This is a genomic window from Streptomyces albireticuli (assembly GCF_021228125.1).
GTDB classification, from domain to species: Bacteria; Actinomycetota; Actinomycetes; order Streptomycetales; family Streptomycetaceae; genus Streptomyces; species Streptomyces albireticuli.
This window is the reverse complement of sequence record NZ_JAJQQS010000004.1, coordinates 256825-274275: the sequence shown is the minus strand read 5'-3', so window position 1 is coordinate 274275 and position 17451 is coordinate 256825. Positions and strand designations below refer to the sequence as shown.

Sequence of the window (17451 nt, the reverse complement as noted above, 5' to 3'; positions counted from 1 at the left end):
GATCCGACAAGGAGTGGGCCGCATATGGGGCGTATGAGTCGAAGAGGGTTCACCGTGGCCGCCGCGGGAGTGATGTCCGCGATGCTGGCGAGCGAGGAGGCGAGTGCCCGCGACGGCCTGGCGGGCGCCGTCGACGTCCGTAAGCCGGGTGAGCTCCATCGGAAACGTGAATTCCGGGGAATGTGGATCGCGACCGTCGTCAATGTCGACTGGCCCTCCAAGCCGGGGCTGACCCCCGACCGGCAGCGCGCGGAGCTGATCGCCCTCCTCGACGCCGCCGTGGCCCGCCGGCTCAACGCCGTGGTCCTCCAGCTGCGGCCGACCGCCGACGCCTTCTGGCCCTCGCCCCACGAGCCGTGGTCGGAGTACCTGACCGGGGTCCAGGGCCGTCACCCCGGCTGGGACCCGCTGGCCTTCGCCGTGCGCGAGGCCCACAAGCGCCGTCTGGAACTGCACGGTTGGTTCAATCCCTACCGCGTCGCCAACCACACCGACCCCCGCAGGCTGACCGCCACCCACCCCGCGCGGCTCCACCCGGACTGGGTGGTGCGCTACGGCGGCAAGCTCTACTACAACCCCGGCCTGCCCGAGGTCCGCCGCTTCGTCCAGGACGCGATGCTCGACGCCGTCACCCGCTACGACCTGGACGGCGTGCACTTCGACGACTACTTCTACCCCTACCCCGTCGCCGGGCAGCGGTTCGACGACGACGCCGCGTACGCCCGGCACGGCACGGGCTTCCCCGACCGGGCCGCCTGGCGGCGCGACAACATCGACCGCCTCGTACGGGAGATGGGCCGGCGGATCAAGGCGCGCAAGCCGCACGTGCGTTTCGGGATCAGCCCCTTCGCCGTCTGGCGCAACAGATCCACCGACCCCAGGGGCTCGGACACCAAGGCCGGTGTGCAGACCTACGACGACCTGGGCGCGGACACCCGTAGATGGGTGCGCGAGGAGTGGATCGACTACATCGTCCCGCAGGTCTACTGGCACCTGGGCTTCGCCGCCGCCGACTACGCCAAGCTCGTGCCGTGGTGGGCGGAGGCCGTGCGCGGCACGGATGTGCAGCTCTACATCGGCGAGGCGCTCTACCGGGCGGGCGACCCGGGGCAGCCCGCCCCCTGGCAGGACCCGGCCGAGCTCTCCCGGCACCTCTCCTTCGCCCGGGGCTGCCCCGAGGTGCTCGGCCACGTCTGGTTCTCGGCGAAATTCGTGGTCAGCGACCCGATCGGGGCGATGGCGCGCGTGGTCCAGGACCACTACCCGGGCCGCGCGCGCCCGCCCCGCTGAGCCTCGCGGGGAGCGCTACACCTGGTCGGTGGATTTGCGGTGGTCCACCACGGAGTCGGGGCCCGGGGACATGATCGTCTCGTGTCCGTTCTCGGAGCGGACACGGAACGGCGGGGTCCCGTTCGGCCCCAGGACCTCCACGATCTCCACGACGTGGTCCTGCTTCCCGACCACGCGGCCGTGCACCACCAACCGGTCGCCCTTGCTCGCATGCATAGACGTGCCCTCCGTCTCGAGGTCCGACACGTGTGCTGGGACGGTGCCAAGTCTACGGTCGGCCCGCCCGGAAGGCCCGTCCCCGTGCGCATCCGGGCGAGACCCGGCGCGCCTTCGGCGGGTCCCCGGCGAGAACCGCCGCCGTGCGGTGGAAGGCCTGTTCAGGAGCGGGTCCGCTGGGTCACCCCGATGCAGACGAGCACGGCGACGGCCGCGGCGGGCGCGGCCGGGCCCAGCCGCTCGCCGAGCAGCAGCACCGACCAGACCAGGGTGAGCAGTGGCTGGGCCAGCTGGAGCTGGCTGGCCCGGGCGACCCCGATCGCCGCCATGCCGCGGTACCAGACCCACAGCCCCACGAACTGGGAGCCGGCCGCCAGCCACAGCAGCCCCGCGACCGCGTGGCCGGTGAGATGGACGGGTTCGGTGAGGAGGGAGAGGGCCGCCCCGGCGGCGGCCACCGGCAGGCAGAGCACCAGCGCCCAGGAGATCACCTGCCAACCCGGCAGCTCCCGCGCCAGCCTGCCGCCCTCGGAATAGCCCGCCGCGCACACCAGCAGGGCACCGAACAGGAAGAGGTCCCCGGTCGTGGGCCGGCCGCCGCTCTCCCGCACCGCGAAGGCGATCACCACGGCGGCACCGGTCAGCGCGGCCGCCCAGAACGTCCGCGAGTGCCTGGTCCGGGTGCGGACCGCCGAGTACGCGGCCGTGGTCAGCGGCAGCAGGCCCACGACCACGGCGGCGTGCGAGGTCGAGGACGTCCGCAGCGCGAGCGTGGTCAGCAGCGGGAAGCCGACCACGGTGCCACCGGCCACGGCGAGCAGCGGCAGCAGATGCCGGCGCGGGGGCGGCGGCACCCGTCCGGCCAGCAGGCAGGCCCCGGCGAGCAGTCCGGCCAGCACCATCCGGCAGGTGGTCACCGACCACGGCCCGAGCCCCTCCAGGGCCCACGCGGTCGCGGGGAAGGTCAGGGAGAACGCCGCCACCCCGAGCGCGGCGAGGAGGGTGCCACCACCCGTGCGCGGCGACGCGACCCGCGGGGGAGCGGCGCCCGCAGGGCTGTCCACTGCTATCGCGTTCGGGTCGGTAGCGCTATCTTTCACTCTCATGCACGAGCGTAACAGCGTCTCCGACCTGGCAGGAATCCTCAGAGGGGAGCTCAGCCGCTACTCCGTAGGTGAGAAGCTGCCGTCCAGCCGGGCCCTCGTCGACCGCTTCCGGGTCAGCCCGGTCACCGTGTCGCGGGCGCTCGGAACCCTGGCCGCCGAGGGCCTGGTGGTCACCCGCCCCGGCGCGGGCGCCTTCCGGGCCGCGCCGCACAGCGCCCCGGCCCGCCCCGGCGACACGTCCTGGCAGCAGGTCGCCCTCAGCGTCGAGACGCCGGGCGAGGCCGTCCCCCGCGCCGTGGACGCCTCGGGCGTCCTCAGCACGCTCGCCGAGCCGCCGCCCGGCGTCATCGAGCTCAGCGGCGGCTACCTGCACCCCACGCTCCAGCCGGAGCGGGCCCTCGCCGCCGCGCTCGGCCGGGCCGGCCGCAGGCCCGGCGCCTGGGGACGGCCGCCGATCGACGGCGTGGGCGAGCTCCGCGCCTGGTTCGCCCGCGAGATCGGCGGTCCCGCCGGCACCGTGGCCCCCTCGGACGTCCTCGTCACCGCCGGCGGCCAGAGCGCGCTCACGGCCGCGCTGCGGGCCCTCGCCCCGCCCGGCGCACCCGTCCTCGTGGAGTCGCCGGCCTACCCCGGGATCCTCGCCGCCGCGCGCGCCTCCGGGCAGCGGCTGGTGCCCGTGCCCGTCGACGCCGGTGGCGTCCGCACCGATCTGCTGGCCGAGGCGTTCCGGGCGAGCGGCGCCCGCGTCCTCGTCTGCCAGCCGCTCTACCAGAACCCCACGGGCGCGGTCCTGGCGGGCGAGCGGCGGCGGGAGGTCGTGCGGATCGCCCGCGAGGCGGGCGCGTTCGTCGTCGAGGACGACTTCGCGCGCTTCCTCTCCCACGAGGACGCCCCGGCGCCGGCCCCCACGCTCGCCGCGGAGGACCCCGACGGGATCGTCGTCCACGTCTGCTCGCTCACCAAGATCACCTCACCCAGCCTGCGGGTGGGCGCCCTCGCCGCCCGCGGCCCCGTGCTCGAACGCCTGCGGGCCATTCAGGTCGTCGACAGCTTCTTCGTGCCGCGCCCGCTCCAGGAGGCCGCCCTGGAGCTCGTCGGCTCGCCCGCCTGGTCCCGTCACCGGCGCACGGTCGCCGCGGAGCTGCGCACCCGGCGCGAGGTCCTGCTCGCCGCGCTGGAGCGGGAACTGCCGGACCTGCGGGTGGACTTCGCGCCGCCGGGCGGCTTCTACGTCTGGGCCCGGCTCCCGGACGGCACGGACGAGGCGGCCCTCGCGGCCGCGGCCCTGCGCGCCGGTGTCGTCGTCTCCCCGGGCCGCCCCTACTTCGCCGCCGAGGCTCCCGCGCCCTTCCTGCGGATCGGCTTCGCGACCACCGCGGGCACGGCCGAACTGGAGGACGGCGTCCGCGGGTTGCGGACCGCGTGGGAGGAGTGGACCGGGACCGCGGCCGCGAGGAAACCCTGAGGACGCCCCGGGACCCGCCCGCCCGGCGGCCCGGTTCCCGGGGCGTCCGCGGGTTGCGGACCGCGTGGGAGGAGTGGACCGGGACCGCGGCCGCGAGGAAACCCTGAGGACGCCCGGGACCCGCCCGCCCGGCGGCCCGGTTCCCGGCGGCGGGGGGACTAGAGTCGGAGCATGGCTGAAGACGAGGGGCCCGTGCGGGTCGACAGCTGGATCTGGTCCGTGCGGCTCACGAAGACGCGCTCGCTGGCCGCGACGGCCTGCCGCGCCGGCCACGTGCGCGTCAACGGCGAGCGGGCCAAGCCCGCGCAGACCGTACGCCCCGGTGACGAGGTGCGGCTGCGCGCGGCCGGGCACGAGCGGATCGTCGTGGTGTCCCGGCTCGTCCGCAAGCGGGTCGGCGCGCCGGTGGCCGCCGAATGCTACGTCGACAACAGCCCGCCGCCCCCGCCGCGCGAGCAGGTCGCGGTGGCGGCCGTCCGCGACCGTGGCGCGGGACGCCCGACCAAGCGGGACCGGCGCGAGCTGGAGCGGCTCCAGGGCCGCTGAGGCACCGGCCCCGCGGCCGGCCCGCCGGGTCAGTACCCGACGGTGAACCGCGTCCGGCGGTGCCGGGGGTTCTCGGCCTCGTCCAGGAGGGCGACCGCCAGGTCCTCCATGGAGACGGCCGATTCGCCCTTCGCGTCGACGACCAGCTCGTCCGTGCCCAGGCGGTAGCGGCCCGTACGGGTGCCGGGCTCCAGGAGGGCGGCCGGGCTCAGGTACGTCCAGTCCACGTCGTCGGCGGCGCGGCAGGCGGCCAGCTGGTCGTTGCAGGCCAGGGCTATGGGCAGCCACGAGGGCGGGAAGTCCGGGCCGTCGGCCACGGTCGTGCCGCCGGTGCCGGGCAGGATCAGACTGCCCGCGCCGCCGACGACCAGGAGCCGGACACCGGTCCCGGCCAGCCCGGCCAGCAGGCCCTCGGTGGCCTTGACGAGGCCGTACTCGCTGCCGGGCGCCGGGCGGGTCGCCGTGATGACCAGGTCCTGGCCGACGGCGAGCCGGGCCACGTCCCGCGGGTCGGAAGCGTCGCCGGTACGGGCGTGGGCGGCCTCGGGCAGCTCGGGGAAGCGGGCCTTGTCACGGACCACGGCGGTGACCTCGTGGCGCCGGGTGAGGGCCTCGGTGACCACGCGGCTGCCGACGTTGCCCGCCGCTCCGAAGACGGTGATGCGCATTTCTTCTGCTCCTTGGGTGGGTGGTGCGGGTCCGGTGGAAGGCCGCGGGGGATCCCGCGGGTGGTGCGGTGAGACGTCCGGCGGGCGGTTCAGCGCGCGGGGGCCGCGGCGGGCGGCCTCTGGGCCGGGCCCGCCGGAGCGGCGGACCGGGCCGGGGGCTCGGCCCGCCGTGCGGGCCGCCGCTGCGCCACGACGAGCGAGGCGAGGATGACGAGCCCGCCCGCCGCCTGGGCCCAGGTGAGCCCCTGGCCGAGGGCGATCAGGCCCAGGGCCGTGGCCACCAGCGGGCTGAGCAGCCCCAGGAAGGTGACCTGGGTGGGGGACAGCTCGCGTATGCCCCGGAACCACAGCGCGTACGCGAGGGCCGAGCCGACGGCCGTCAGATAGCCGTAGCCGGCCAGGTTGGCGGTGCTCAGCGCGGTCGGCGGCGGGCCCTCGACCAGGAGTGCCACGGGCAGCAGCAGGATCCCGCCCGCGACGAGCTGCCAGCCGGTCGTCGCGAGCAGCGGCGCGGGCGACACCCACCGCTTGCTGAGCACGACGCCCGTGGCCATGACGACCGCGCCGGCCGCCGCGGCGGCCACCCCGAGGGCGTCCAGCCGCGCGTCGGCCCGGAGGACGAGGAGGCTGACGCCCGCCACCCCCGCGACGGCGGTGAGCAGGGTGCGCCGGGTCAGGCGCTCGCCGAGCAGCCCGGCGGCGAGGAGGGCCACGAAGAGGGGCTGGAGGGCGCCGATGGTGGCGGCGACCCCGCCCGGCAGCCGGTAGGCGGCGACGAAGAGCAGGGCGAAGAACGCCCCGATGTTGAGCGCGCCCAGCACCAGCGCCCGCCACCACCAGATCCCGCTCGGCAGTCGTCGGGTCACGGCGACGAGGACCAGCCCGGCGGGCAGGGCCCGCACCACGGCGGCCAGCAGCGGCCGGCCGGGCGGCAGCAGCTCGGTGGTGGCGAGATAGGTCGTGCCCCAGATGGCGGGGGCGAGGGCGGTCAGCGCGACGGTTCCGAATCGATTGCTTAGCACTAAAGCAATGTATCTCACCGCTAAGGTAACCGTCCAGGGTTTACCTCACCGCTAAGGAACTGCTTAGGGTGGAGCCATGACAGACGGAGCCATGACGGGCGGAGACATGACGGATCACGTGGACCGCGTCCTGGAGCAGTGGGCCGAGCGGCGCCCCGACCTCGACGCCTCGCCGATGGCGGTCATCGGCCGCCTCTCGCGGCTCTCCCGCCTGGTCGACGCCGAGCTGCGCCGTACCTTCACCGCGCACGGGCTGGACGCGGCCTCCTTCGACGTCCTCGCCACCCTGCGCCGCAGCAACGCCGAGCACCGCCTGACCCCCGCCGAGCTGATGCGGTCGTCGATGGTCACCTCGGGGGCCATCACCCAGCGCCTCGACCGCCTGGAGGCCCGCGGCCTGGTGACCCGTACGCCCAGTGCCTCGGACGGCCGCAGCATGGTCGTCTCCCTCACCGGCGAGGGCCTCGCCCTCATCGACGCGGTGCTGCCCGACCACATCGCCACCGAGGAGCGGCTGCTGGCCGGCCTCAGCCGCGACGAGCGGGACGCCCTCGCGGACTCGCTCCGGAAGCTGCTGGGGTCCCTCGGCGGGAAGCCGGCCTGACCGGCCGGCGGAACCCCCGGAAAACAGGCCGCCCCCGGCCGGCGCGATGCCGGTCGGGGGCGGTCGTTCAGCGGGTGCGGGCGGCGGGAGACTCTTCCCGCCGGCGCGGTCAGGCGAGGGTCGCGAGGGCCTCGTTGAAGGTCGCGGACGGGCGCATGACGGCCGCGGCCTTCTCGACGGACGGCTGGTAGTAGCCGCCGATGTCGGCCGGCGAGCCCTGGACGGCGATCAGCTCGTCGACGATCGTCCGCTCCTGCTCGGCCAGCGTCTTGGCGAGCGCGGTGAACGCCCCCGCGAGCTGGGTGTCCTCGGTCTGCGCCGCCAGCTCCTGGGCCCAGTAGAGCGCCAGGTAGAAGTGGCTGCCGCGGTTGTCGATGCCACCGAGGCGGCGGCTCGGCGACTTGTCCTCGTTGAGGAACGTGGCCGTGGCGCGGTCGAGGGTGTCGGCGAGCACCTGGGCGCCCGCGTTGCCCGTGGTCTGCGCGAGGTGCTCGAAGCTCGCCGCGAGCGCGAAGAACTCGCCCAGGCTGTCCCAGCGCAGGTAGTTCTCCTTGACCAGCTGCTGGACGTGCTTCGGCGCGGAGCCGCCGGCACCGGTCTCGAACAGACCGCCGCCGTTCATCAGCGGGACGACCGACAGCATCTTGGCGCTCGTGCCGAGCTCCAGGATCGGGAACAGGTCGGTCAGGTAGTCACGCAGGACGTTGCCGGTGACCGAGATGGTGTCCTCGCCGCGGCGGATGCGCTCCAGCGAGAACTTGGTCGCCTCGACGGGCGACATGATCTCGATCTGCAGGCCCTCGGTGTCGTGCTCCGGCAGGTACGCCTTGACCTTCTCGATGAGCCGCGCGTCGTGCGCGCGGTTCTCGTCGAGCCAGAACACGGCCGGGGCGCTGGTCGCGCGGGCGCGGGTGACGGCCAGCTTGACCCAGTCGCGGATCGGCGCGTCCTTGGCCTGGCACATGCGGAAGATGTCGCCGGCGTTCACGGCCTGCTCCAGCACGACGTCGCCCTTGGCGTCGACGACGCGGACGGTGCCCGCGGCGGCGATCTCGAAGGTCTTGTCGTGGCTGCCGTACTCCTCGGCCTTCTGCGCCATCAGGCCGACGTTCGGGACCGAGCCCATCGTCGACGGGTCGAAGGCGCCGTGGGCGCGGCAGTCCTCGATCACGGCCTGGTAGACACCGGCGTAGCTGCTGTCGGGGAGCACCGCGAGGGTGTCCGCCTCCTGGCCGTCCGGGCCCCACATGTGGCCGGAGGTGCGGATCATGGCCGGCATGGAGGCGTCGACGATGACGTCGCTCGGGACGTGCAGGTTGGTGATGCCCTTGTCGGAGTCGACCATCGCCAGGGCCGGGCCCTCGGCGAGCTCGGCCTCGAAGGACGCCGAGATCTCCGTGCCCAGGTGCGGCACGGACTCCAGGCCCTTGAGGATGGTGCCGAGGCCGTCGTTCGGGGACAGGCCGGCCGCGACGAGGGCCTGGCCGTACTTCTCGAAGGTCTTCGGGAAGAAGGCGCGCACCACGTGGCCGAAGACGATCGGGTCGGAGACCTTCATCATCGTGGCCTTCAGGTGCACCGAGAACAGCACGCCCTCGGCCTTGGCGCGGGCGATCTGCGCCGTCAGGAACTCGCGCAGCGCGGCGACGCGCATCACGGAGGCGTCGACGACCTCACCGGCGAGGACGGGCACGGACTCGCGCAGCACCGTGGTGGTGCCGTCCTCGGCCGCCAGCTCGATGCGGAGGGTGCCGGCCTCGGCGACGACGGCGGACTTCTCGGTGGAACGGAAGTCGTCGGCGCCCATGGTCGCGACGTTGGTCTTGGAGTCGGAGCTCCAGGCGCCCATGCGGTGCGGGTGGGTCTTGGCGTAGTTCTTGACCGACGCGGGGGCGCGGCGGTCGGAGTTGCCCTCGCGCAGGACCGGGTTGACGGCGCTGCCCTTGACCTTGTCGTAGCGCGCGCGGACGTCCTTGTCCTGCTCGGTCTTCGGGTCGTCCGGGTAGTCCGGCAGGGCGTAGCCCTGTGCCTGGAGCTCGGCGATCGCGGCCTTCAGCTGCGGGATCGAGGCCGAGATGTTCGGCAGCTTGATGATGTTCGCGCCCGGCGTCTTGGCGAGCTCGCCCAGCTCGGCGAGGGCGTCCTCGATGCGCTGGCTCTCCTCGAGGAACTCGGGGAAGCCGGCGATGATGCGCCCGGCCAGAGAGATGTCACGGGTCTCCACGGTGACGCCGGCCGTCGAGGCGTACGCCTGGATCACGGGCAGGAAGGAATGCGTCGCCAGGGCCGGAGCCTCGTCGGTGTGCGTATAGATGATGGTCGAGTCAGTCACCAGGTGCTCCGCTCCACGTCTCTGCAACATTGCTCGACATCAAGATATCTCGTGGTCCTCCTTCTCTCGACAGGGGTGACCGTCGCATAAATCTCACCATTGCATAAATCTTCAAAGCTTCGTATAGTCATGCCATCGACGAGGAGGGGCCCGATGGCAATCCATGCGGCAGTGGCAGGAGCGAGCGGATACGCGGGCGGTGAAGTGCTGCGCCTGCTGCTCGGTCACCCCGAGGTCCGTATCGGCGCGCTGACCGCGCACTCCAGTGCCGGGCAGCGGCTCGGCCAGGCGCAGCCGCACCTGCCGCGGCTGGCGGGGAGGGTGCTGGCGGAGACCTCCGCCGAGACCCTCGCCGGGCACGACGTCGTCTTCCTCGCCCTGCCCCACGGTCAGTCCGCCGCCGTCGCCGAGCGGCTCGGCGAGGACGTCCTGGTCGTGGACTGCGGCGCCGACTTCCGGCTGGAGGACGCGGCGGAGTGGGAGCGGTTCTACGGGGTGCCGCACGCCGGCACCTGGCCGTACGGCCTGCCCGAGCTGCCCGGCGCCCGCGAGGCCCTGCGCGGCACCAAGCGGATAGCCGTGCCGGGGTGCTACCCCACGGCTGTCTCCCTCGCCCTCCTGCCCGCCTACGCCGCCGGCCTCGCCGAGCCCGAGGCCGTGGTCGTCGCCGCCTCCGGCACCTCCGGCGCCGGCAAGGCCGCCAAGCCGCACCTGCTCGGCAGCGAGGTCATGGGCTCCATGAGCCCGTACGGCGTCGGCGGCGGCCACCGCCACACCCCCGAGATGGTCCAGAACCTCTCGGCCGCCGCCGGTGAGCGCGTCACCGTCTCCTTCACCCCCACCCTCGCGCCGATGCCCCGGGGCATCCTCGCCACCTGCAGCGCCAAGGCCCGCCCGGGCGTCACCGCCGAGAGCCTCCGGTCGGCCTACGACAAGGCCTTCGCGGACGAGCCGTTCGTCCACCTCCTCCCCGAGGGGCAGTGGCCGTCCACCGGCGCCGTCACCGGCTCCAACGCCGCCCTGGTCCAGGTGGCGCTCGACGCGGCCGCCGGCCGGATCGTCGTCGTCGGCGCGATCGACAACCTCACGAAGGGCACCGCCGGCGGCGCGGTGCAGAGCATGAACATCGCCCTCGGCCTCCCCGAGGAGCTGGGGCTGCCCACCTGCGGGGTGGCGCCGTGAGCGTCCGCCGCGCCGTCGCCACCGCACTGGCACGCCTCGTGCCGTGCGGCCCCGCCGCCGGTCCCCAGGATCCACCGAACAGTCCCGCACAGCCGCCCCACGCGGGCAGGGAAGCCAACGAGGAGTCGCAGTGAGCGTGACCGCAGCAAAGGGATTCACGGCGGCCGGCATCGCCGCGGGGATCAAGGAGAGCGGCAACCCCGATCTCGCCCTGGTGGTGAACGAGGGGCCGCGGCTGGCGGCCGCGGGGGTCTTCACCGCCAACCGCGTCAAGGCGGCCCCCGTCCTGTGGTCCGAGCAGGTCGTCAAGGGCGGCGCGATCTCCGCCGTCGTCCTCAACTCCGGCGGGGCCAACGCCTGCACCGGACCGCGGGGCTTCCAGGACACCCATGCCACCGCCGAGAAGGCCGCCGAGGCCCTCGGACACAGCGCGGGGGAGATCGCGGTGGCCTCCACCGGGCTGATCGGCGTGTACCTGCCGATGGAGAAGCTGCTGCCCGGCATCGAGAAGGCCGCCGCCGGACTCTCCCCGCACGGCGGCGAGAAGGCCGCCATCGCCATCAAGACCACCGACACCGTCCACAAGACCGCCGTGGCGGAAGGGGACGGCTGGGTCGTGGGCGGCATGGCCAAGGGCGCCGGCATGCTCGCCCCCGGCCTCGCCACCATGCTCGTCGTGCTCACCACCGACGCCGACGTCGACGCCCCCGCCCTCGACCGGGCCCTGCGCTCGGCCACCCGCACGACCTTCGACCGCGTCGACTCCGACGGCTGCATGTCCACCAACGACACGGTCCTGCTGCTGGCCTCCGGGGCCTCCGGCGTGGAGCCCGCGGCGGACGCCTTCGCCGAGGCGGTGCGCAGCGTCTGCGACGACCTCGCCCGCCAGCTGATCGGGGACGCCGAGGGCGCCTCCAAGGACATCCGCATCGAGGTGATCAACGCCGCGAGCGAGGACGACGCGGTGGAGGTGGGGCGCTCCCTCGCGCGGAACAACCTGCTGAAGTGCGCGATCCATGGTGAGGACCCGAACTGGGGGCGGGTGCTGTCCGCGATCGGCACGACCTCCGCCGTCTTCGACCCCGACAGGCTCAACGTCGCCATCAACGACGTCTGGGTCTGCCGCGACGGCTCCGTCGGCGACGACCGCGACCTCGTCGACATGCGCTACCGCGAGGTGCGCATCACCGCCGACCTGGCCGCCGGCGCCGAGACCGCCGTCATCTGGGCCAACGACCTGACCGCCGACTACGTCCACGAGAACAGCGCGTACTCCTCATGACGATCCCCGACGCCACCACCGACGCCTCCACCGAAGCCCCCGCGGACGCCGCCTCCTCGCGTGCCGCCGCCGGTGCCACCCGTAAGCACACCGCCCTCCCCAAGGCCCGCATCCTCGTCGAGGCGCTGCCCTGGCTGACGCGCCACCACGGCAAGACCGTCGTCATCAAGTTCGGCGGCAACGCCATGGTCGACGAGGAGCTCAAGGCCGCCTTCGCCCAGGACGTCGTCTTCCTGCGGCACGCCGGCCTCAAGCCCGTCGTCGTGCACGGCGGCGGCCCCCAGATCAGCGCGCAGCTGGAGCGGCACGGCCTGGTCAGCGAGTTCAAGGCGGGGCTGCGGGTCACCACCCCCGAGGCCATGGACGTCGTCCGGATGGTCCTCGCCGGACAGGTCCAGCGGGAGCTCGTCGGCCTGCTCAACGCCCACGGCCCGCTCGCCGTCGGCATGACCGGCGAGGACGCCCACACCCTCACCGCCACCAAGCACCTGCCCGAGATCGACGGCGAGCGCGTGGACATCGGCCGGGTCGGCGAGATCTCCGCGATCGACACCGGCGCCCTCCAGGCCCTGCTCGACGACGGCCGGATCCCGGTGGTCTCCTCCATCGCCCGCAGCGCCGACGACGGCCACGTCTACAACGTCAACGCCGACACGGCCGCCGCCGCCCTCGCCGCGGCCCTCGGCGCCGAGACCCTGATGGTCCTCACCGACGTCGAGGGTCTCTACGAGGACTGGCCGCACAGCGACGAGGTCATCAGCAGGCTCACCGCGAGCGAGCTGGAGCGGCTGCTGCCCGAGCTCGCCAGCGGCATGGTCCCCAAGATGGAGGGCTGTCTGCACGCGGTGCGCAACGGCGTCACCACCGCCCGCGTCATAGACGGCCGCGTCCAGCACTCGATCCTGCTGGAGATCTTCACCGACGAGGGCATCGGCACCATGGTCGTCCCGGACGGGCACGACGCACACGACGCACACGAGGGGAAGGGCGCCCAGTGAGCCCCGCGAGCAACGCCGCACTCACCCGGCGGTGGCAGGAAAGCCTCATGGACAACTACGGCACCCCCCGGGTGCCGCTCGTCCGGGGCGCCGGCAGCACCGTCTGGGACGCCGACGGCCGCCCCTACCTCGACCTCGTCGGCGGCATCGCCGTCAACGCCCTCGGCCACGCCCACCCCGCGGTCGTCCGGGCGGTCTCGGAGCAGATCGCCACGCTCGGCCACGTCTCCAACCTCTTCACCGCCGAGCCGACGGTCGCCCTCGCCGAGCGCCTCCTCGCCCTCGACGGCCGCCCCGGCCGGGTCTACTTCGGCAACTCCGGGGCGGAGGCGATCGAGGCGGCCCTCAAGATCGGGCGGCGGACGGGGCGCACGCACATGGTCGCCACGGCCGGCGGTTTCCACGGCCGCACCATGGGCGCCCTCGCCCTCACCGGCCAGCCCGCCAAGCAGGCCCCCTTCCTGCCCCTGCCCGGCGATGTCAGCCACGTCCCCTACGGTGACGCCGACGCCCTCCGCGCCGCCGTCACCACCGACACCGCGCTCGTCGTCCTGGAACCCGTGCAGGGCGAGAGCGGCGTCGTCGTCCCGCCGGACGGCTATCTCGCCGCCGCCCGGGAGATCACCCGGGCCACCGGCACCCTCCTGGTCCTGGACGAGATCCAGACAGGTATCGGCCGCACCGGGCACTGGTTCGCGCACCGGGCGCAGGGCGTCGAGGCCGATGTCGTCACCCTCGCCAAGGGCCTCGGCGGCGGCCTGCCGATCGGCGCGACGCTGGCCTTCGGGCCCGCCGCCGACCTGCTGACACCCGGTCAGCACGGCTCGACGTTCGGCGGCAACCCCGTCGCCTGCGCGGCCGCCCTGGCCGTCCTCGACACCCTGGAGGGCGAGGGGATCCTCGGCCACGTCGGGCGCGTGGGCACGCTGCTGCGTGACGGGATCGAGGCGCTCGGCCACCCCGCGGTCGACCACGTCCGTGGCGCGGGCCTGCTGCTGGGTATTGTCCTTTCCGAGCCCCTCGCACCGAAAGCGCAGCACGCGGCACAGGAGGCGGGATTCCTGGTGAACGCGGTCGCACCCGACGTGGTGCGGCTGGCCCCGCCGCTGATCATCACCGAAGATGAGGTGGAAACGTTCCTCCGGGCGCTGCCCGGCGTCCTGGACGCCGCGACCGCCGGCGAGGGGGCGTAGCGGCCGAAGAGGCCACGGGGAACGACGATGCGGAGACAGACGAGACGATGACCGAGGCGCAGGAGTCCGAGCCGTTCCACGGCGGACAGGCCGTACCGCAGACCCGCACCGCCCGCCACCGCAGGATCGTGGACATCCTCGGCCGGCAACCGGTGCGGTCGCAGAGCCAGCTCGCCAAGCTGCTCGCCGACGACGGGCTCTCCGTCACCCAGGCCACGCTCTCCCGGGACCTCGACGAGCTGGGCGCGGTCAAGATCCGCAACACCAACGGCGAGCTGATCTACGCGGTGCCCTCCGAGGGCGGCGACCGCACCCCCCGGGCCCCGCTGGGGGAGTCGGCGACCGAGGCCCGGATGGGCAGGCTGGCGGGCGAGCTGCTGATCTCGGCGGAGGCGTCCGCGAACCTCGTGGTGCTGCGCACCCCGCCGGGCGCCGCCCAGTTCTTCGCCTCGGCCATCGACCAGGCCGGCGTTCACGAGATCATCGGCACCATCGCGGGCGACGACACCGTCATGCTCATCAGCCGCGACCCCAAGGGCGGCCAGGCCCTGGCCGACCACCTGCTCAGGCTGGCGCAGAAGGAGCGCTGAGCCCGGCGGCCGGGCCCGCCCCGGTTTGGCACCGTGCCACCACGGGGCAGGGTTGCCCGGTGGCAGGGAGGGCCGATGCTGGCATTACGCGCGCGATCGCTGTTCGACGGGGCCTGTCCGGAGCCCGTCGAGCGGCCGTTGGTGACCGTCGAGGGCGGGCGGATCGTCTCCGTCGAACCGCACGGGGCGGCACCGCCCGGTGCCACGGTCGTCGACCTGGGGGACACGACACTGCTGCCCGGCTTCGTGGACACCCATGTCCACCTGGCCTTCGACGCCAGCGACGACGTCGTCGGCCGGGTCCGGCGGGCCGGTGACGCGGAGCTCCTCGACCGGATGCGGGCCGCGGGCCGGGCGGCGCTGGCCGCGGGCGTCACGACCGTCCGCGATCTCGGCGACCGGGGCTATCTCTCCCTGCGGCTGCGCGAGGAGACCGCCGCGGATCCCACGGCGGGGCCGCGCGTCCTGGCGGCGGGGCCCCCGGTCACCACGCCCGGCGGGCACTGCTGGTTCCTCGGCGGCCAGGCCGAGGGCGTCGAGGGGGTGCGCGCGGCCGTCCGGGAACGGGCCGAGCGCGGCGTGGACGTCGTCAAGGTGATGGTGACCGGCGGCGACCTGACCCCCGGTTCCGATCCCTACCGCCCGCAGTACGGGCCCGCCGAGCTGCGCGCCGCCGTGCGCGAGGCGCACCGGCACGAACTGCCCATCACCGCGCACGCCCACGCGGCGAGCGGCATCGCCGACGCCGTCGCCGCCGGCTTCGACTCGATCGAGCACTGCTTCTTCCTCACCGACGACGGCGTCGACTTCGACCGCCGGGTGCTCGACGAGATGGTCCGCGCCGGCGTCGTCGCCTCGCTGACCCTCGGCGCGCTGCCGGGCGGCCCGCCGCCACCGCCGCGCATCGCCCAGCGGATCCCGGGCATGGTGGCCGGGCTCGCGGCCATGCGGCAGGCGGGGGTGACGACCGTGTGCGGCAGCGACTCCGGGGTCTTCCCGGTCAAGCCGCACGGCAGCTATCCGTACAGCGTCGCGGCGATGGTCGAGCGGGGGTACACGCCCGTGGAGGCGCTGCGCGCCGCGACGTCGACGGCGGCCCGGCTGTGCGGGATCGCCGCGCACAAGGGCTGCCTCGCGCCGGGCTACGACGCGGACGTGGTGGCCGTCACCGGCGACCCGCTCACCGACATCGAGGCCGTCCACGCCGTGGCGGCCGTCTTCCGCGGCGGCGCGCGCGTCGTCTGAGCGGGCCGGGCGGCCCGGGGCCTCGCCCGGGCCGCCCGCCGCACGGCCTCCGCTCACCGCCTCCCGTGGGGCTCCGCGGTGCGGCGGGCCCTGGCCTGACGCCTCAGCAGCCCGTACCCGAGGCCCAGCAGGACGAGCCAGCCCGCGATGACGTACAGCGCCACCCGGCTGTCGGACGAGGACGCGATGAGCACCGTCACGAAGGCGAAGAAGGCCAGCGCCAGGTAATTGGTGTACGGCGCGCCGGGGGCCCGGTAGCCGGAGGCCGCGACGCGGCCGGCCCGGACGGCCCGCCGGTAGCGCAGGTGGGTGACCAGGATGACGCTCCAGACGAGGATCGCGCCGCCGGTGGACACCGAGGTGATGTACACGAACGCGTGCTCCGGGTCGACGGCGTTGATGCCCACGCCGATCGCCATCGTCACGGCGGAGACGGTCAGCGCGACGGCCGGGATGTTCCGGTTGGTCAGCCGCCCCAGGACCTTGGGGCCGTGGCCGTTCCGCCCCGCCGTGCGCAGCATGCGGGCCGTGGCGTAGAGACCGCCGGCGTTGCACGAGGACAGGGCGGAGGTGAGCACCACGAAGTTCACGATGCCCGCCGCGGCCGGGATGCCGATCTTCGAGAACGCGGCCACGAACGGGCTGATACCGGGCTGGAATTCCTTCCAGCTGACCACGGAAAGGATGACGATCAGGGCGCCCAGATAGAAGATGCCGAATCTCCAGGGCAGGCTCTTGATGGCCCGGGGGATGTTCTTCTCGGGGTCCTTCGACTCACCGGCGGTCACTCCGACGAGCTCGACGCCCAGATAGGCGAAGAGGACGATCTGAAGGGTCATCGTCGAATCCCACACACCGTGCGGGGCGATTCCGCCGTCGGCCCAGAGATGGGTGACGGAGGCGGTGTCGCCGGCGGCACTGAAGCCGATGGTGAGCACTCCGACGCCGACCAGGATCATCCCGACAATGGCGACGATCTTGATGAGGGCGAACCAGAACTCCAGCTCGCCGAAAACCTTTACGGAAATCAGGTTCAGGGCAAAGAGGACCAGCAGTGAGATAAGAGCGGTCTTCCACTGGGCGAAACCGGGTGCCCAGTAATGAACATACTGTCCGGCGGCGGTGATCTCGGCCATTCCGGTGGTGACCCACATGATCCAGTAGGTCCAGGCCGTGGCATAGCCCCAGAACGGTCCGAGGAACTCGCGGGCGTACTCGGCGAAACTCCCGGAAACGGGACGGTAGACGAGGAGTTCACCGAGCGCGCGCATCACGACGAAGAGGACCGCGCCGGCGACCGCATACCAGAGGATAAGACTCGGGCCGGCCTGCGCGATGGCCGATCCGGCACCCAGGAAAAGGCCGGTGCCGATGGTTCCGCCGATGGCCATCATCTGTATCTGACGGGCACCGAGCCCCCGGTGGTAACCCTCCGCGGATTCGCCCTCCGCGACCTGCGGCGAGCTGTCCGGGCCGGTCTTCACCATGGGGTCGACGGCATCGCCCGGAGAGGGATCGGAGACTTTTCCGATGTGCGCTTCCACAGTATTCAGTGACTTTCTGTGTCCGGAGGACCCCCGGCGGGGCGGCCCTGACCCGCGGTCGGGGGCCCGGGTGCCGGCGGTCGGCGCCCCAGGGCGCGGCCGTGGGACCGCGGATCCGGCCCGGTCGCCGATGGGCCCGTCGGCCCGGCCCGGTGGCCTCCCCCATCC

16 protein-coding genes are annotated in these 17451 nt (G+C 73.5%); 10 read left to right on the top strand and 6 right to left on the bottom strand.

From position 1 onward, the window contains the following. Nucleotides 1-24: 24 nt before the first annotated feature. Nucleotides 25-1290, top strand: coding sequence for a glycoside hydrolase family 10-like protein (locus tag LUZ64_RS09605; protein WP_095581905.1), 1266 nt, complete (start codon nucleotides 25-27; stop codon nucleotides 1288-1290). A 15-nt stretch (nucleotides 1291-1305) separates the two neighbouring features. Here LUZ64_RS09605 and LUZ64_RS09600 read toward each other — a convergent pair whose 3' ends face one another. Beyond that, nucleotides 1306-1506, bottom strand: a complete 201-nt coding sequence (locus LUZ64_RS09600) for a DUF1918 domain-containing protein (protein WP_095581906.1) — start codon at nucleotides 1504-1506, stop codon at nucleotides 1306-1308. Between the two features lie 161 nt (nucleotides 1507-1667). Next, nucleotides 1668-2612 (bottom strand): DMT family transporter, encoded by a 945-nt coding sequence (locus LUZ64_RS09595; RefSeq protein ID WP_095581907.1) that lies wholly within the window; start codon nucleotides 2610-2612, stop codon nucleotides 1668-1670. Between LUZ64_RS09595 and LUZ64_RS09590 the strand changes: the two genes are divergently transcribed. Further along, nucleotides 2611-4077 (top strand): aminotransferase-like domain-containing protein, encoded by a 1467-nt coding sequence (locus LUZ64_RS09590; protein ID WP_095581908.1) that lies wholly within the window; start codon nucleotides 2611-2613, stop codon nucleotides 4075-4077. The genes LUZ64_RS09595 and LUZ64_RS09590 overlap by 2 nt on opposite strands. A 171-nt stretch (nucleotides 4078-4248) precedes the next feature. Then, entirely contained in the window at nucleotides 4249-4623 is a 375-nt protein-coding gene (locus LUZ64_RS09585; RefSeq protein WP_095581909.1) for an RNA-binding S4 domain-containing protein, read from the top strand. A gap of 29 nt (nucleotides 4624-4652) precedes the next feature. Here the strand turns inward: LUZ64_RS09585 and LUZ64_RS09580 are convergent, their stop codons facing one another. Continuing rightward, on the bottom strand, nucleotides 4653-5291 hold the full coding sequence (locus tag LUZ64_RS09580) for an NAD(P)-dependent oxidoreductase (RefSeq protein ID WP_095581910.1): 639 nt from the start codon (nucleotides 5289-5291) through the stop codon (nucleotides 4653-4655). An 89-nt stretch (nucleotides 5292-5380) separates the two neighbouring features. Further along, nucleotides 5381-6313, bottom strand: a complete 933-nt coding sequence (locus LUZ64_RS09575; RefSeq protein WP_095581911.1) for an EamA family transporter — start codon at nucleotides 6311-6313, stop codon at nucleotides 5381-5383. A gap of 106 nt (nucleotides 6314-6419) precedes the next feature. Here LUZ64_RS09575 and LUZ64_RS09570 point away from each other — a divergent pair, with 106 nt between their 5' ends. Next, entirely contained in the window at nucleotides 6420-6917 is a 498-nt protein-coding gene (locus LUZ64_RS09570) for a MarR family winged helix-turn-helix transcriptional regulator (RefSeq protein ID WP_095581943.1), read from the top strand. Between the two features lie 109 nt (nucleotides 6918-7026). Here LUZ64_RS09570 and LUZ64_RS09565 read toward each other — a convergent pair whose 3' ends face one another. Further along, nucleotides 7027-9249 (bottom strand): NADP-dependent isocitrate dehydrogenase, encoded by a 2223-nt coding sequence (locus LUZ64_RS09565; RefSeq protein ID WP_095581912.1) that lies wholly within the window; start codon nucleotides 9247-9249, stop codon nucleotides 7027-7029. Between the two features lie 153 nt (nucleotides 9250-9402). Here LUZ64_RS09565 and argC point away from each other — a divergent pair, with 153 nt between their 5' ends. The 6 genes from argC to LUZ64_RS09535 all read left to right on the top strand — a co-directional run bounded on the left by argC (nucleotide 9403) and on the right by LUZ64_RS09535 (nucleotide 15739). Further along, nucleotides 9403-10431: an N-acetyl-gamma-glutamyl-phosphate reductase gene (gene argC / locus LUZ64_RS09560; RefSeq protein WP_095581913.1), complete on the top strand. Its 1029-nt coding sequence runs from the start codon at nucleotides 9403-9405 to the stop codon at nucleotides 10429-10431. Nucleotides 10432-10561: 130 nt separating this feature from the next. Further along, entirely contained in the window at nucleotides 10562-11713 is a 1152-nt protein-coding gene (gene argJ, locus LUZ64_RS09555) for a bifunctional glutamate N-acetyltransferase/amino-acid acetyltransferase ArgJ (protein WP_095581914.1), read from the top strand. Next, entirely contained in the window at nucleotides 11710-12711 is a 1002-nt protein-coding gene (gene argB / locus LUZ64_RS09550) for an acetylglutamate kinase (RefSeq protein ID WP_232390228.1), read from the top strand. Before argJ ends, argB begins: the two co-directional genes overlap by 4 nt. 47 nt (nucleotides 12712-12758) lie before the next feature. Next, a complete protein-coding gene (locus LUZ64_RS09545) occupies nucleotides 12759-13904 on the top strand; it encodes an acetylornithine transaminase (RefSeq protein ID WP_095581915.1) in 1146 nt (381 codons plus the stop codon). Between the two features lie 47 nt (nucleotides 13905-13951). Then, nucleotides 13952-14494, top strand: coding sequence for an arginine repressor (locus LUZ64_RS09540; RefSeq protein WP_087928896.1), 543 nt, complete (start codon nucleotides 13952-13954; stop codon nucleotides 14492-14494). Nucleotides 14495-14569: 75 nt separating this feature from the next. Further along, the gene (locus tag LUZ64_RS09535) at nucleotides 14570-15739 is read left to right on the top strand and encodes a metal-dependent hydrolase family protein (RefSeq protein WP_095581916.1); all 1170 of its coding nucleotides are present in this window, start codon (nucleotides 14570-14572) and stop codon (nucleotides 15737-15739) included. 53 nt (nucleotides 15740-15792) lie between these two features. Here LUZ64_RS09535 and LUZ64_RS09530 read toward each other — a convergent pair whose 3' ends face one another. Further along, a complete protein-coding gene (locus LUZ64_RS09530) occupies nucleotides 15793-17226 on the bottom strand; it encodes an amino acid permease (protein WP_095581917.1) in 1434 nt (477 codons plus the stop codon). Nucleotides 17227-17451 lie beyond the last annotated feature (225 nt).

Bases quoted from the DNA above. Each gene is read 5' to 3' on its own strand.
- LUZ64_RS09605 (WP_095581905.1), top strand. From the start codon at position 25: ATGGGGCGTATGAGTCGAAGAGGGTTCACCGTGGCCGCCGCGGGAGTG.
- LUZ64_RS09600 (WP_095581906.1), bottom strand. From the start codon at position 1,506: ATGCATGCGAGCAAGGGCGACCGGTTGGTGGTGCACGGCCGCGTGGTC.
- LUZ64_RS09590 (WP_095581908.1), top strand. From the start codon at position 2,611: ATGCACGAGCGTAACAGCGTCTCCGACCTGGCAGGAATCCTCAGAGGG.
- LUZ64_RS09595 (WP_095581907.1), bottom strand. From the start codon at position 2,612: ATGAGAGTGAAAGATAGCGCTACCGACCCGAACGCGATAGCAGTGGAC.
- LUZ64_RS09585 (WP_095581909.1), top strand. From the start codon at position 4,249: ATGGCTGAAGACGAGGGGCCCGTGCGGGTCGACAGCTGGATCTGGTCC.
- LUZ64_RS09580 (WP_095581910.1), bottom strand. From the start codon at position 5,291: ATGCGCATCACCGTCTTCGGAGCGGCGGGCAACGTCGGCAGCCGCGTG.
- LUZ64_RS09570 (WP_095581943.1), top strand. From the start codon at position 6,420: ATGACGGATCACGTGGACCGCGTCCTGGAGCAGTGGGCCGAGCGGCGC.
- argC (WP_095581913.1), top strand. From the start codon at position 9,403: ATGGCAATCCATGCGGCAGTGGCAGGAGCGAGCGGATACGCGGGCGGT.
- argB (WP_232390228.1), top strand. From the start codon at position 11,710: ATGACGATCCCCGACGCCACCACCGACGCCTCCACCGAAGCCCCCGCG.
- LUZ64_RS09545 (WP_095581915.1), top strand. From the start codon at position 12,759: ATGGACAACTACGGCACCCCCCGGGTGCCGCTCGTCCGGGGCGCCGGC.
- LUZ64_RS09540 (WP_087928896.1), top strand. From the start codon at position 13,952: ATGACCGAGGCGCAGGAGTCCGAGCCGTTCCACGGCGGACAGGCCGTA.
- LUZ64_RS09535 (WP_095581916.1), top strand. From the start codon at position 14,570: ATGCTGGCATTACGCGCGCGATCGCTGTTCGACGGGGCCTGTCCGGAG.
- LUZ64_RS09530 (WP_095581917.1), bottom strand. From the start codon at position 17,226: ATGGTGAAGACCGGCCCGGACAGCTCGCCGCAGGTCGCGGAGGGCGAA.